This window comes from Virgibacillus salinus, assembly GCF_900102415.1.
Taxonomy (GTDB): domain Bacteria; phylum Bacillota; class Bacilli; order Bacillales; family Amphibacillaceae; genus Lentibacillus; species Lentibacillus subterraneus.
The window spans coordinates 281,663-295,510 of the sequence record NZ_FNKD01000004.1; the positions used below are offsets into that span (position 1 = coordinate 281,663).

Below are 13,848 nucleotides of genomic sequence, written 5' to 3' on the forward strand. Positions count from 1 at the left end.
AGGCTCATAAGGAGAGGGGGTCTGCTTTTTATTTTTAAAATAATAAGATAAGATATAGATAATACCTAGAAAAGGGGGATTTCTGCCATGGCAGACGCAATATATAGAGATACATGGGCTGATATAAATCTGGATGCAATCGCTTATAATGTTGAACAAATAAAGCAGAAGCTACCTCAACATAGCAACGTGATGGCAGTAGTGAAGGCTGATGCATACGGTCATGGTGGTGTAGAAGTTGCTAGAAAAGCGTTAGAAGCAGGTGCAAGTATGCTAGCGGTGGCATTGCTAGAGGAAGCCCTTCTATTACGTAACGCTAATATTAAAGCGCCGATTTTAGTCTTTGGAAGAGTTTCTCCAAAAGATACTCCAATAGCAGCTGAGCAGGATATTACGCTGACCTTTTTTCAGAAAGATTGGATTCGTGAAGTGAAAGATCTCACATTAACTCACCCATTAAAACTGCATATGAAATGGGATACCGGTATGGGAAGAGTTGGCATACGTACAGCTGATGAACTAAAAGAGATAGTCGACGAATTATACGGCGTTCAGCGTATAAGCCTGACAGGAATATATACACATTTTGCTACTGCTGATGAACCTGATTTATCCTACTTTGAAGTGCAAAAAACGCGTTTTGAACAATTATTACATGTATTCAATACTATTTGGAAAGAATCTGTAATAATCCATGTCGGTAATAGTGCAGCTTCTATCCGCTTCCCGGAAAATATGTATCACTATATTAGATTTGGTATCGCCATGTATGGTCTATACCCATCAGAAATAGTGAAAAGAGAACGTGAAATTGATTTGAAACCTGCTTTCTCCTTAAATAGCCAATTAATTCATGTAAAGAAAATTGCAAGTGGAGAATCGGTTAGTTATGGTGCAACACATGTAGCATCAAAAGATGAGTGGATTGGAACAATACCCATTGGTTATGCCGATGGATGGATTCGTAAGTTACAAGGAATTGATGTATTAATAGACGGAAAGCGGATGCCTGTTGTAGGAAGAATATGTATGGATCAAACTATGATAAAGATGGATGGTGAATATCCGATAGGTACAAAGGTAACGCTAATAGGGAAGCAGGAAAATGAAGAAATCGAAATAGATGAAATTGCAGCACATTTGGAAACGATAAATTATGAGATACCTTGCATGATAACCAATCGTGTACCAAGACTCCACAAAGAAAAGTGAGACAACAACTTTTATTTTTTGGCAACAATTGGCATAATATAACTATCTCAAAATAAAATATATATACTACAAGGAAATAATTTTAGGAAACTTAACTTATCGCCTATCGACATGGTTTAATGGCGAAAGCCTTAGCAGGAGTTATGCAGTAAGAAAATACTTATGTTTTATTAACTGTTAAAAAAATCCCTGTTTTTTATTTAAAAATTTTTTATATACCTTTGCAAACCTTGGGCTACAATGATATTATTAAAAAAGAGTTAAATAGTGGTCGTTCAACAGTTGGCGGAGGTGTATGGTTTTGTCAGAGAGCTTACAAGAGATCTTAGTACGATTACCAAAAAACCTATTAAATGAGGTGGATGGATTAATGAAATATGAAAATAGTGATTTCAGTGATTTCATATGTCAAGCTACAAGAAACTATCTGGAACATAAGAAAGATGAGCATATTCAACAATTTCGCGAATCTATGCAGCAAGGGTACGAAGAAATGGCCAGAATTAATTTAACTATTGCTTCCGAAGCTTTTCAAGCTGAAGAGGAGGCTGAAAAAAACACCCTAGAGCGCTCTGTGATCGGGGTGTAAGCATTTGATCGTTCAAAGAGGCGAAGTATACTTCGCTGACCTATCCCCTGTGGTTGGATCAGAACAGGGAGGCATACGCCCGGTATTGATCCTGCAAAATGATATCGGAAATAGATTTAGCCCAACAGTTATTGTGGCTGCGATTACTGCGCAGATTCAAAAGGCCAAGCTTCCTACACATGTGGAAATAAATGCAAAACGGTATGGGTTCGATCGTAATTCGGTCATATTGCTAGAACAAATTAGAACGTTAGATAAACAACGCTTAACGGATAAAATTACAAAATTGGATAATAAAATGATGGAAAAAATTGATAAGGCATTGGAAATAAGTCTAGGACTTAAGGAAATGTATGATCAATCGTGATACCCCCCTTCCCGATGAGTGTGAAGCAGGGGTATTTTTTGTTGTTGAGCTTAGGGAGTAGATTGAATATTTGTTTATCGATTTTATGTTACAATATACAGAAATAAAATACATCTTTCTTGAAAATAGTAAATCACCATGATAAAACCTTACCTAAATGGTATTATTAATATATATAGAATTTTTTAAATAATAATTTCAATAATATTGATTAATGTGTTAGCAGGAGGTAAACTAATGGACCAAAAATTTAAAAAAATTGCTTTGGAAAACAGTGATTCAATAGTTAATATGTGGATAAATGAAATTGATTCTTTAAAAAATGGAAATTATATATCGAATGTATCAGATGAATTATTTGAGAGTACCAATAGAGAATTTGTGAATGTTATTTTTAAAAGTATTAAAGATCAAGGTTCCACAAAACATCTGGAGGACTTTTCTGAAAAGCTGATAAATTTAGGTTGGCCATTAAGCTATATAACAGATGGCTTACAAGTTTTTAGGCGAGTAACAGTTGACTTCATTCTCAGTCAGTCTGAACAAGTTGATTCAAATTATATTGCACAGGTCTTGAAGAGTGTAGATGCTTGGACAGAACCGATAATTCGACAATTGGTAAATGAGTATTCAGGTAGCTGGGAACATATTGTTTCGCTGCAGCGTGTTGCACTTCAGGAATTGTCTGCACCATTAATCCCCGTTATGGATAATATTACGGTTATGCCTTTGATTGGAACAATCGACACTGAACGTGCGAAGTTAATTATGGAAAACTTGCTTGAAGGTGTAATGAAACATAATTCAGAGGTTGTTCTAATGGATATTACAGGCGTCCCTGTTGTTGATACGATGGTTGCCCATCACATTATTCAGGCAGCAGAAGCGGTACGATTAATAGGATCAACATGCATTCTTGTAGGTATTCGTCCTGAGATTGCACAAACTATTGTAAACCTTGGTATTGATTTAGGTAAATTCCCTACCAAAAGCTCGCTGAAAAAAGGATTTACAACAGCACTGGAAATTACAAATAGAAAAGTAGTCGATATGAATACCGAAAACCAGAAAATTGAAGACATGATTGAATCCATTGGTAAGGAGTGATAGTGTGCGGATACCTATATTAAAATTACACAACTATTTATTGATCTCAATTCAAACAGAGATTGATGATAATACAGCAATCCAGTTCCAGGAAGATTTGTTGGACAAAATTCACAAAAGTGGTTCATCAGGAGTAGTAATTGATTTAACATCTGTAGAAGTAATTGACTCATTTATTGCCAAGGTATTAGGTGATGTCGTTACAATGTCAGATCTTATGGGGGCAAAAGTAGTATTGACAGGAATCCAGCCTGCTGTTGCTATGACATTAATTGATTTGGGAATTCATTTAAGAAATGTCCCAACTGCTTTAGATCTGGAGCAGGGCTTGGTAAAACTGCATCAGGAATTGGGGGAATGAGTATGGATCTCCAATCCTTTGTTACTATTCAAAAAGAGTGGGATATTGTAGCTGCTCGCCAGCTTGGTCGCGACATCGCAAGAAAAATCGGATTTGGTACAGTTGATCAGGCGCGTATTGCGACAGCGATATCTGAGTTAGCTCGAAATATATATTTATATACTGATACTGGAAAAATTTGCTTTGAAGTGATTGATAATATTGATCACAAGGGAATGAGCATTATTTCCGTTGATAGCGGTCCAGGAATTAAGGATATTAGCCAAGTAATGGAGGATGGTTATTCAACATCTGGAGGACTTGGTGCTGGACTTCCCGGAGTTAAAAGACTAGTGGACGAGTTCGATATAAGGTCAGAAGATGATAAAGGAACAGAAATCAGAGCTATCAAATGGGTAAGATAATGGTAAATAGTTAGATAACTTGGTTTATCGCAAACTTAAAGCGAGATTCTTAGTTGCAATTTATGCGGTAAGAAGGGATTTATACTTTCATAACTGCTTAAAAAAGGGGGGAGAAAATAAATAAAATCTCCCCTTTTCACATTGTAGAAAGTATATAACAGGGGGAGGAACGAATGCATGGATGCCCTAAAATTGGATGCAGTTAACTATAAAGAACTATTAAGGAATTACATTAATACACAAGATGAACAATCTCTTTATGGGGCTGAACAAATTAGTAAGACATTCATTAAAAACAGCATTCCGCCAGAAGAGATTGTAAATTTTCATATACAGGCACTAACAGAACTTTACGATGAAATTCCAGAACACATTCGACATTCAATGGATTTCTTATTGGAAACGATGATTTCTTATGGATTGGCACATCAGGAGTATCAAACATTGAGGGAACAACAATCCGAACTAAAATCGGAAATTTCTGTAGCTGCAGGTATGCAGGATACGTTGCTTGCTACTACAAAACCTGTAATTGATGATTTGGATGTGGGTGTCATAAGTGTACCGGCACATCAAATGAATGGTGATTACCATCATTTTATTAAAGGCAAGGATGGTTCGCTGGGGATTGCTGTTGCGGATGTTATTGGTAAAGGTATACCGGCTGCATTATGTATGTCTATGATTAAATACTCGATGGACAGTTTTCCGGAAGCAACAATGAGTCCAAAATCGATTTTAAAAAATTTAAACCGTGTTGTTGAACGAAATGTAGATCCAAGTATGTTCATTACAATGTTCTATGCACAATATCTCCCAGCTGAGAGTAAACTCCGATACTCCTCAGCAGGTCATGAACCCGGATTTTATTATGATGCTCAAAGTAATACTTTTGAAGAGATAGAAACGAAGGGTCTTGTGCTCGGTGTTTCCGCGGATACTAATTACAAACAGTATGAGCGTATAATTAATAAGGGTGACATGGTTATTCTGTTAACTGATGGGGTTACAGAGTGCAGGCAAGGAGACCGCTTTATTGAAAGTGAAGAAGTGCTGGATGTTATTAAACAATATATTCATTTAACCGCTCAGGAACTTGTCAATGGTGTATATAAGCACTTCGAACGTCTACAGAACTTCCAATTACGCGATGACTTTACCTTAATCGTTTTACGGAAAGAAGTTTAATCTTTTTCTGTTTTGGGTATAGTTCTTTGTTACTAAAAAAGAATATATATATATAAATAGATATGTTGATTCAAGGAGGATGGAGATGAACTTAAAGGTTGATGTTGCAGAAGAAAATGAAAAGTCTATTGTTAGCTTAATAGGCGAAATTGATGCTTACACAGCACCGCAGTTAAAAGAGTCCTTATTACCACTTACTAGAATTGATAGTCAACTAATAGAAGTGGACCTTGAAGACGTTAATTATATGGATAGTACTGGCCTTGGTGTTTTTATAAGTGCTTTAAAGTCAACAAAAGAAAACAATAGTCATTTAAAATTGGTGAATCTGCAGGAACGTGTTTTACGTTTATTCAAAATTACGGGTTTGGACGAAATTATAGACATAACTACTGCAATTAGAGGTGGGAATCAAAATGGACAAATTTGATTTTATTGAAATGAAGGTTCCTGCTAAAGCTGAATATGTTGGTGTTGTCCGACTAAGTATATCAGGGATAGCTAACAGAATGGGTTTTACCTACGAAAATATAGAAGATTTAAAAGTGGCTATTTCGGAAGCTATTACAAATGCTGTTGATCATGCTTATACCGAAGAAGACAATGGGGAAATAACTGTTGGATTTGGCGTGTATGAAAATCGTCTTGAAGTTATGGTAGCAGATCACGGTGGCAGCTTTAATTTAAATCAAATTAAAGGAGGAATCGGCCCATATAAGAACTCAGAGCCTGTTGAGAATTTACGTGAAGGTGGCTTTGGGCTTTTCTTAATTGATGCATTAATGGACAAAGTTGAAATCAATAATAACTATGGTGTGATTGTGTTAATGACAAAGTACCTTAATGAAGCTGAGGTGGGTCTAGATGACGACCAGATCTCAACAAGACAATAAGGGCAAAGGTGAGATATACCAATGGATTGAGCACCTTCAACAGGACCCGGATGATAAAGAAACACAGGAAAAAATTGTGCTCGCTTATACCGATCTTGTTGAATCAATTGCCAGAAAGTATTCGAAAAACAGTAATATACACGAAGACCTTGTACAAGTCGGCATGATTGGATTACTTGCTGCTATCAGAAGGTATGATGCTTCTTTCGGTAAATCATTTGAATCCTTTGCAATTCCAACTATCATCGGAGAAATAAAACGTTTTATTCGGGATAAGACATGGAGTGTTCATGTGCCACGCCGAATCAAGGAGCTAGGACCTAAGATTAAGAAAGCTGTTGATGAGCTCACTACTGAAAATCAGGATTCACCATCAGTTAAGGAGATAGCTGACTATTTAGAAGTATCTGAAGAAGATATTTTGGAAACGATGGAAATGGGCAAAAGCTATAAGGCACTTTCCGTTGACCGGAAAATTGAAGCTGACTCTGATGGGAGTACAGTAGCCATACTTGATTTAGTAGGTGACAATGAAAATGGCTATGAAAATGTAGATCAGCGAATGTTACTCGAGAAAATTTTACCTGTTTTATCTGAGCGAGAACAACAAATATTACAATGCACCTATTTTGATAACTTGAGTCAAAAAGAAACCGGAGAATTACTCGGTATTTCACAGATGCACGTTTCACGACTTCAGCGCCGTTCTTTAAGAAAACTACGTGAGGCATTAAAGACAGAGAACGCGGAGGTTTTTGATTGAGTGCGAAAAAGAATAATGAAGAAGTAGCTATTTTCCAAAAAGCAAAAAAAGGTCAGTATTATTGTGGTGATAGCTATTTTTATACAGAAACAGAAAATGAATTTGTTTGTGTTTTAGCAGATGGATTAGGTAGTGGTGAATTAGCTAAAGAATCTTCTCAAATCGTAATCGATATTATTAAAAGTAACATTCATACAACTGTCGAACAGTTGATAAAGAAGAGTAATCAGCAATTAACTGGTAAGCGAGGCGCCGTAATAGGGATTGTAAAAATAGAGTTCCACACGCGTAGCTACTCGTTTTCATCTATAGGAAATATTGGGATGCTAACGATTACTGAGAATGGCAAGAAAAAGAGAAATATACCTAATGCAGGTTTTCTTGCTGGATATCACAGACCTTTCAAAGTTGTGACAGGCAGATTGGAACCAAAAATGAACCTAATTATATTCTCAGATGGAGTGTCAGACGCTGAGCTATCGCAACGTTTCTTATTGAATAAGGATGTAAACCAAGTTACAAACGCCTACGCAAACCACATTGAGGGAACAGCTAGAAGTGATGATACAACTTTAATCGCAATACGATATGAGGATTAGGCCGGCTTTAAATGTGCCGGTCTTTTTCATTTTAGGTCTTTTTTTGATAAAATGAGTTCGTACATAAAGGAGGAGCCGATTGTGTCAATTGAATTAGAACAATGGGTGGCTAAAGAAACTGAAGTGAATAATGCTACCGTAAAAAAAGTAATCGCGTTAATGGATGAAGGTAACACAGTACCATTTATTGCACGTTATCGAAAAGAAGCAACAGGAGGTCTTGATGAAGTTCAGATCAAATTGATTCATGATAAATATCAATATGCAGTTAATCTAGCTGAACGTAAACAAGAAGTAATTCGACTAATTGATGAACAGGGAAAGCTAACAGAAAAACTTGAACGTGATATTACACAAGCTACACAATTGCAACGTGTGGAGGATTTATACCGACCATATAAACAAAAACGCCGAACAAAGGCAACAATTGCTAAAGAAAAAGGACTTGAACCGATGGCGGAAATTGTCTGGAGGCAAGAATTAACCGACATTTCTGCAGAAGCTAAGTCTTATTTTTCAGACGAGCATGATCTAAACACAGTAGAAGATGTATTAACAGGTGTTAACGATATAATTGCTGAGTGGATATCAGATGATCCGGAGTATCGTGATTTTATTCGTGAGGAAACCTTTAAACGTGGTACCATGCATGCAGAAGCAAAAAAAGCGGAGAAGGACGAAAAAGGCGTATACGAAATGTACTATGATTATGATGAAGCAATTCGTTCAATGGTGTCACATCGTATTTTAGCGTTAAATCGCGGGGAAAAAGAAGATGTGCTAAAGGTGGCAGTTCAGCCCCCAACGGAGCGGGTGCTCGAATATCTCCAGAAAAAAGTGATATTAGATAAAGCCAACCCGGAATCTGCCCAGATTTTGCAAAATACTATTGAGGATAGTTACAAACGATTGATCCAGCCATCGATAGAACGTGAAATTCGTAATAGCTTAACTGAAAAAGCTGAAGAACAGGCAATTTCTGTTTTTGCCAAAAATCTAAAAAACCTGTTACTGCAGCCACCATTAAAGGGAAAAACTGTTCTCGGGGTTGATCCAGCTTATCGAACAGGCTGTAAACTTTCTGTGGTTGATGAAACAGGAAAGGTTCATGAAGTAAGTGTAATCTATCCAACTGCACCTAAACATGATACAGCGGGTGCTGAAAAGATTGTGATGGAGTTTATCAGTAAGTTTGGTATCGAACTAATCGCAATAGGAAATGGAACTGCTTCAAGGGAGACGGAACAATTTATTGCAGATGTGATTGGAAAGCACACACTGGATATACCTTATATCATTGTCAATGAAGCTGGGGCAAGTGTGTATTCTGCTTCGAAACTGGCACGTGAGGAATTTCCTGATTTGAAGGTTGAAGAGCGTAGTGCAGCGTCTATAGCGCGGCGGGTGCAAGATCCACTAGCTGAACTTGTAAAAATTGATCCAAAATCAATTGGAGTTGGTCAATATCAGCATGATGTAAGTCAAAAAGCGCTTAATAATTCATTAACATTTGTCGTAGAAACTGCGGTTAACCAAGTGGGTGTTAATGTTAATACCGCTTCCACTTCACTCTTACAATATGTTGCAGGTCTGAGCAAGACAGTAGCAAATAATATTGTGAACCAGCGTAATGAGGAAGGGAAGTTCGTTAATCGTAAACAATTAAAAAAGATTCCTCGCTTAGGTGCTAAAACCTATGAACAAGGGATAGGCTTTTTACGAATTCTGGATGGTGAAAATCCACTGGACAGGACTCCGATACACCCTGAAAGTTTTGCACACACGAAGAAACTTTTAAAAATAATTGGTTGCGAGCTTGAAGATATCGGCTCAAATACATTGCGCGATAGATTTAATGAATTGGATAAAAAAGAAATCGCTGAGCAATTGGATATTGGCGAACCTACATTAATGGATATTATGAATGCATTAGGTCGTCCGGAACGTGACCCTCGTGATGATCTGCCTAAACCATTACTAAAACAAAATGTATTGAGTATGGAAGATTTGAAACCCGGGATGGAAATGCAAGGCACAGTAAGAAACGTAGTAGACTTTGGTGTTTTTGTAGATATTGGAGTAAAGCAGGATGGACTTGTTCATATCTCCAAAATGGCGAACAAATTCGTAAAGCACCCAATGGATATCGCATCAGTAGGTGATGTCGTAACGGTATGGGTTGAGCAAATTGATGTTGAAAAAGGTCGTATCGCACTTTCGATGATTGAAAATAAAGGCTAAATAATAAAATAAAAACAGCTGATTATCAAAAAGATAATCAGCTGTTTTTGGTTAACTGTACCTATTTAACACCTTCTGGAACAGATAATCCTAAACCTTTTGCGATTCTTTCGCCCCATTCAGGATCTGCTTTGTAGAAGTGTTCAATTTGACGTAATTTGATCTCATCTTTGTCTACAGGCTTCATATGACCCACAAAAGCATCAATAAGACGATCTTTCTCATCTGCACTCATTAATCGATATAAATCTCCTGCTTGTGTATAATGGTCATCACTGTCATATGACACACTGTCAGCCTCTCCATAAACTTCAAATGGACTAATTTTTGAAGCTGGGTCTTCTTTTGGCTCAGTATCATAACTGTTGGGTTCATAATTAACCGAACCACTGCCATTACTATAGCGCATTTGTCCATCAAATTGGTTGTTATTTACCTCGTTAACCGGTCGGTTGATAGGTAACTCCTGATGGTTGGCACCAATACGATAACGATGTGCATCAGAATACCCGAATAGTCGGCCTTGTAACATTTTATCTGGAGAAGCTTCAATTCCTGGTACAAAGTTACCTGGTGAGAATGCAGCTTGCTCTACTTCAGCAAAGTAATTTTCAGGGTTACGGTCAAGGACCATACGACCTACTTCGATACGAGGATAGTCTTTTTGAGACCATACCTTGGTAACATCGAACGGGTCAAACCTATATGTTTTTGCGTCTTCATACGGCATAATTTGCACATAAAGTTTCCACGCTGGGAAGTCACCTTTATCAATGGAGTTGTATAGGTCTTCCACATGGTAGTCTGGGTTATCTCCAGCAATTTGGCCTGCTACATCTTCATCTAAACCTTTAACACCTTGTTCACTAATGAAGTGGTATTTTACCCAGAATGCTTCTCCTTTGTCATTTACCCATTTGAAAGTGTGGCTTCCATATCCATTCATATGACGGAACGTTGCCGGAATACCACGATCACCATGTAAGTATGTGATTTGATGCAGTGATTCTGGTGATAATGACCAGAAATCCCAAACAGCATTTTTGTCTTTTAAGTGTGTCTTAGGGTTACGTTTTTGTGTGTGAATAAAGTCAGGGAACTTAATAGCATCACGGATAAAGAAGATTGGTGTGTTATTACCAACTAAATCATAGTTACCTTCTTCTGTGTAAAACTTAACTGCGAAGCCACGTGGATCACGTACTGTATCTGCTGAGCCAAGTTCACCTGCAACTGTTGAAAAACGAATAAACATTGGTGTACGTTTTCCAACTTCACTTAAGAAGTCTGCTTTCGTGTATTTTGAAAGATCGTTTGTTACTTCAAAGTAACCATGTGCCCCAGCGCCTTTTGCATGTACTACACGCTCAGGTACACGTTCTCTATTAAAGTGTGCTAGTTTTTCTAAAAGGTGAACATCCTGAATTAATGTTGGACCTCGATTACCTGCAGTAATTGAATTCTGGTTATCCCCAACCGGAGCACCAGATGCTGTTGTCATTCTTTTCTTTTCATTACTCACTTACTGAACACCTCTCCTTTTACAATATTAATCTCATACTCAATTATAATATAATACTATCAAAAATCAATGTTTAATTACAATTATTTTAATTAAGCCTCGGATATTAAAAGTTCTAAATTTATGATAAAATAGTGTTGTGTTAATACGTTAGGGATGATTATATGAAGTTATTAAGTGAAAAAGAACTATACGAATTGGTAAATGAATTATCATTAAAACATTTTCATAAATTGTTTAATGATAGAATCAGATATAATAATCGGCTTAGAACTACAGGCGGGAGGTATGTACCTTCAAAAAGAGTAATTGAGTTAAATCCGAAGTACTCTATGGAAATGAGGGAAAAGGAAGTAATAGGTATCATTAAACACGAACTCTGCCATTACCATCTTCATATAGAAGGAAAAGGGTATAAGCATGGTGATAGAGACTTCAAGAATTTATTGAAGATTACAGGCTCACCACGGCATTGTCAGCCACTTCCTTCCACTCTAAGACAAAATAAACATATCTATATATGTAATAACTGTTCTCGCATATACAAACGCACTCGACGGATAGATGTTAATAAATATAGATGCGGAAAATGTAAAGGTAAGTTAGTAGTGAAAAGGACAAGTTGATGTTAACAGATTGAAATTGAAAAAAATTAAGCTTGTTTGATATAATAAGGTACAAATAAAATTTTCATATAATAGATTGACGAAAAATGCCCTACGTGTTAAATTTAATAAGGCTTAAAAAAACGTGTCGACTTCATTAGTTATTTTATTGAAACTTGTTGACAATAAACGAAGGATATTGTATAGTATTTCTCGTCGCAATTATTTGGCGTTACTTTTTAAATTATTCCACAGTAGCTGACCGCATGCATCACTGAGTAAGCTATCATGTGCAGGTCTGCGAGGAGTGCTTGCTTCACCGAATAACCTTGCAACACAACGAGTACAAAAAATTTGGTTGAATTACCTTGATAAATACTTAAAATTATTCCACAGTAGCTCAGCGGTAGAGCAATCGGCTGTTAACCGATCGGTCGTAGGTTCGATTCCTACCTGTGGAGCCATTAGGAGAAGTACCCAAGTGGCTGAAGGGGCGCCCCTGCTAAGGGTGTAGGTCGCGTGAGCGGCGCGAGGGTTCAAATCCCTCCTTCTCCGCCATCTTTTATGGCCCGTTGGTCAAGTGGTTAAGACACCGCCCTTTCACGGCGGTAACACGGGTTCGAATCCCGTACGGGTCATCTTATATTTTAATAAATAAATCGGTTGGGTCCGGTAGTTCAGTTGGTTAGAATGCCTGCCTGTCACGCAGGAGGTCGCGGGTTCGAGTCCCGTCCGGACCGCCACTGTTGGGCTATAGCCAAGCGGTAAGGCATCGGGTTTTGATCCCGTGATTCCCAGGTTCGAATCCTGGTAGCCCAGCCATTTTTTTATGGATTAAATATACAAGTGTAGCGTCACAGAATAATGCTTCAAATAATGAACGCTCATACTAAAATTAGGAAACACTCATAACATGAGCCATTAGCTCAGCTGGCAGAGCATCTGACTTTTAATCAGAGGGTCGGAGGTTCGAATCCTCCATGGCTCACCACTTTTTGCGGGTGTGGCGGAATTGGCAGACGCGCTAGATTTAGGATCTAGTGTTTTACGACGTGGGGGTTCAAGTCCCTCCACCCGCACTCAACAATTCACATCGCTGTGGTTATTCGCAGTATTTTATTTTGTGCTTTTAGACAAATCACTTCCCATTTGCCAACTTTCACTAATGAAGATTAGGCGGTCGTGGCGGAATGGCAGACGCGCTAGGTTGAGGGCCTAGTGGGGGCGACCCCGTGGAGGTTCAAGTCCTCTCGACCGCATTAAAAAAACTTCTTGATATTATATACTGTATATGGTATATTTAAGGTTCTCGTTTTGAAGCGCCCGTAGCTCAATTGGATAGAGCGTTTGACTACGGATCAAGAGGCTAGGGGTTCGACTCCTCTCGGGCGCACCATTTAACGGGAAGTAGCTCAGCTTGGTAGAGCACGTGGTTTGGGACCACGGGGTCGCAGGTTCGAATCCTGTCTTCCCGACCATCGAAAGATTACAAGAATTTAAACAGATTTCATATGCGGGTGTAGTTTAGTGGTAAAACTTCAGCCTTCCAAGCTGATATCGTGGGTTCGATTCCCATCACCCGCTCCATTTTTTTCTTATGGGCCTGTAGCTCAGTTGGTTAGAGCGCACGCCTGATAAGCGTGAGGTCGGTGGTTCGAGTCCACCCAGGCCCATTTTGCTCCTTGAAAACTGAACAAAACAACCAGTATGTCAAGAAAACAGGATAAAAGTTAAACTTTTAAACACTGATTTCAATTTTTAAAGCTAAGACAATAGATGATTGATTGGTGTCAATCATATTCAAACTAACTTTTATGGAGAGTTTGATCTTGGCTCAGGACGAACGCTGGCGGCGTGCCTAATACATGCAAGTCGAGCGCGGGAAGCAGACGGATCCCTTCGGGGTGAAGTTTGTGGAACGAGCGGCGGACGGGTGAGTAACACGTGGGCAACCTACCTGTAAGACTGGGATAACCCCGGGAAACCGGGGCTAATAC

Annotated in this window: 14 protein-coding genes, 12 tRNA genes and 1 rRNA gene; 26 read left to right on the forward strand and 1 reads right to left on the reverse strand. The window is 38.2% G+C overall.

What is annotated here, in order from left to right:
• Positions 1–87: 87 nt before the first annotated feature.
• From alr to BLS02_RS17070, 12 genes are all read left to right on the forward strand, one after another.
• Positions 88–1,212, forward strand: a complete 1,125-nt coding sequence (gene alr / locus BLS02_RS17015) for an alanine racemase (protein ID WP_092494226.1) — start codon at positions 88–90, stop codon at positions 1,210–1,212.
• A gap of 301 nt (positions 1,213–1,513) precedes the next feature.
• The gene (locus tag BLS02_RS17020; RefSeq protein ID WP_092494227.1) at positions 1,514–1,801 is read left to right on the forward strand and encodes a CopG family ribbon-helix-helix protein; all 288 of its coding nucleotides are present in this window, start codon (positions 1,514–1,516) and stop codon (positions 1,799–1,801) included.
• 4 nt (positions 1,802–1,805) lie between these two features.
• Complete coding sequence (locus tag BLS02_RS17025; protein WP_092494228.1) at positions 1,806–2,168, forward strand: type II toxin-antitoxin system PemK/MazF family toxin; 363 nt, start codon at positions 1,806–1,808, stop codon at positions 2,166–2,168.
• Positions 2,169–2,405: 237 nt separating this feature from the next.
• Positions 2,406–3,275, forward strand: a complete 870-nt coding sequence (locus BLS02_RS17030; protein ID WP_092494229.1) for an RsbT co-antagonist protein RsbRA — start codon at positions 2,406–2,408, stop codon at positions 3,273–3,275.
• 4 nt (positions 3,276–3,279) lie between these two features.
• Complete coding sequence (locus BLS02_RS17035; protein WP_092494230.1) at positions 3,280–3,636, forward strand: STAS domain-containing protein; 357 nt, start codon at positions 3,280–3,282, stop codon at positions 3,634–3,636.
• A 2-nt stretch (positions 3,637–3,638) separates the two neighbouring features.
• Positions 3,639–4,040: an anti-sigma regulatory factor gene (locus tag BLS02_RS17040; RefSeq protein WP_092494231.1), complete on the forward strand. Its 402-nt coding sequence runs from the start codon at positions 3,639–3,641 to the stop codon at positions 4,038–4,040.
• A gap of 177 nt (positions 4,041–4,217) precedes the next feature.
• A complete protein-coding gene (locus BLS02_RS17045) occupies positions 4,218–5,228 on the forward strand; it encodes a PP2C family protein-serine/threonine phosphatase (RefSeq protein ID WP_092494232.1) in 1,011 nt (336 codons plus the stop codon).
• 85 nt (positions 5,229–5,313) lie between these two features.
• Positions 5,314–5,658, forward strand: coding sequence for an STAS domain-containing protein (locus BLS02_RS17050; protein ID WP_092494233.1), 345 nt, complete (start codon positions 5,314–5,316; stop codon positions 5,656–5,658).
• Positions 5,645–6,121, forward strand: a complete 477-nt coding sequence (rsbW, locus tag BLS02_RS17055; protein WP_092494234.1) for an anti-sigma B factor RsbW — start codon at positions 5,645–5,647, stop codon at positions 6,119–6,121. Before BLS02_RS17050 ends, rsbW begins: the two co-directional genes overlap by 14 nt.
• The gene (sigB, locus tag BLS02_RS17060; protein ID WP_092494235.1) at positions 6,093–6,884 is read left to right on the forward strand and encodes an RNA polymerase sigma factor SigB; all 792 of its coding nucleotides are present in this window, start codon (positions 6,093–6,095) and stop codon (positions 6,882–6,884) included. The genes rsbW and sigB overlap by 29 nt, the downstream gene beginning before the upstream one ends.
• Entirely contained in the window at positions 6,881–7,483 is a 603-nt protein-coding gene (locus BLS02_RS17065; protein WP_092494236.1) for a SpoIIE family protein phosphatase, read from the forward strand. Before sigB ends, BLS02_RS17065 begins: the two co-directional genes overlap by 4 nt.
• A 51-nt stretch (positions 7,484–7,534) precedes the next feature.
• Positions 7,535–9,724, forward strand: coding sequence for a Tex family protein (locus BLS02_RS17070; RefSeq protein ID WP_092494237.1), 2,190 nt, complete (start codon positions 7,535–7,537; stop codon positions 9,722–9,724).
• Between the two features lie 61 nt (positions 9,725–9,785).
• Here the strand turns inward: BLS02_RS17070 and BLS02_RS17075 are convergent, their stop codons facing one another.
• Positions 9,786–11,225, reverse strand: a complete 1,440-nt coding sequence (locus BLS02_RS17075; RefSeq protein ID WP_175476831.1) for a catalase — start codon at positions 11,223–11,225, stop codon at positions 9,786–9,788.
• 185 nt (positions 11,226–11,410) lie between these two features.
• Here BLS02_RS17075 and BLS02_RS17080 point away from each other — a divergent pair, with 185 nt between their 5' ends.
• The 14 genes from BLS02_RS17080 to BLS02_RS17145 all read left to right on the forward strand — a co-directional run.
• Positions 11,411–11,872, forward strand: coding sequence for a SprT family protein (locus tag BLS02_RS17080; RefSeq protein ID WP_092494239.1), 462 nt, complete (start codon positions 11,411–11,413; stop codon positions 11,870–11,872).
• Between the two features lie 368 nt (positions 11,873–12,240).
• Positions 12,241–12,315, forward strand: a tRNA-Asn gene (locus tag BLS02_RS17085).
• Positions 12,316–12,318: 3 nt separating this feature from the next.
• Positions 12,319–12,409, forward strand: a tRNA-Ser gene (locus BLS02_RS17090).
• Positions 12,410–12,417: 8 nt separating this feature from the next.
• Positions 12,418–12,489: transfer RNA gene (locus tag BLS02_RS17095), tRNA-Glu, on the forward strand.
• A 28-nt stretch (positions 12,490–12,517) separates the two neighbouring features.
• Positions 12,518–12,594: transfer RNA gene (locus BLS02_RS17100), tRNA-Asp, on the forward strand.
• A gap of 4 nt (positions 12,595–12,598) precedes the next feature.
• Positions 12,599–12,673 (forward strand) — tRNA-Gln (locus BLS02_RS17105).
• Between the two features lie 93 nt (positions 12,674–12,766).
• Positions 12,767–12,842 (forward strand) — tRNA-Lys (locus BLS02_RS17110).
• A gap of 6 nt (positions 12,843–12,848) precedes the next feature.
• Positions 12,849–12,930: transfer RNA gene (locus BLS02_RS17115), tRNA-Leu, on the forward strand.
• A gap of 97 nt (positions 12,931–13,027) precedes the next feature.
• Positions 13,028–13,110 (forward strand) — tRNA-Leu (locus tag BLS02_RS17120).
• Positions 13,111–13,170: 60 nt separating this feature from the next.
• Positions 13,171–13,247: transfer RNA gene (locus BLS02_RS17125), tRNA-Arg, on the forward strand.
• Positions 13,248–13,252: 5 nt separating this feature from the next.
• Positions 13,253–13,329 (forward strand) — tRNA-Pro (locus BLS02_RS17130).
• A gap of 35 nt (positions 13,330–13,364) precedes the next feature.
• Positions 13,365–13,438 (forward strand) — tRNA-Gly (locus tag BLS02_RS17135).
• Between the two features lie 12 nt (positions 13,439–13,450).
• A tRNA-Ile gene (locus tag BLS02_RS17140) sits at positions 13,451–13,524 on the forward strand.
• A gap of 138 nt (positions 13,525–13,662) precedes the next feature.
• Positions 13,663–13,848 (forward strand): 16S ribosomal RNA (locus BLS02_RS17145); the annotation flags it as partial.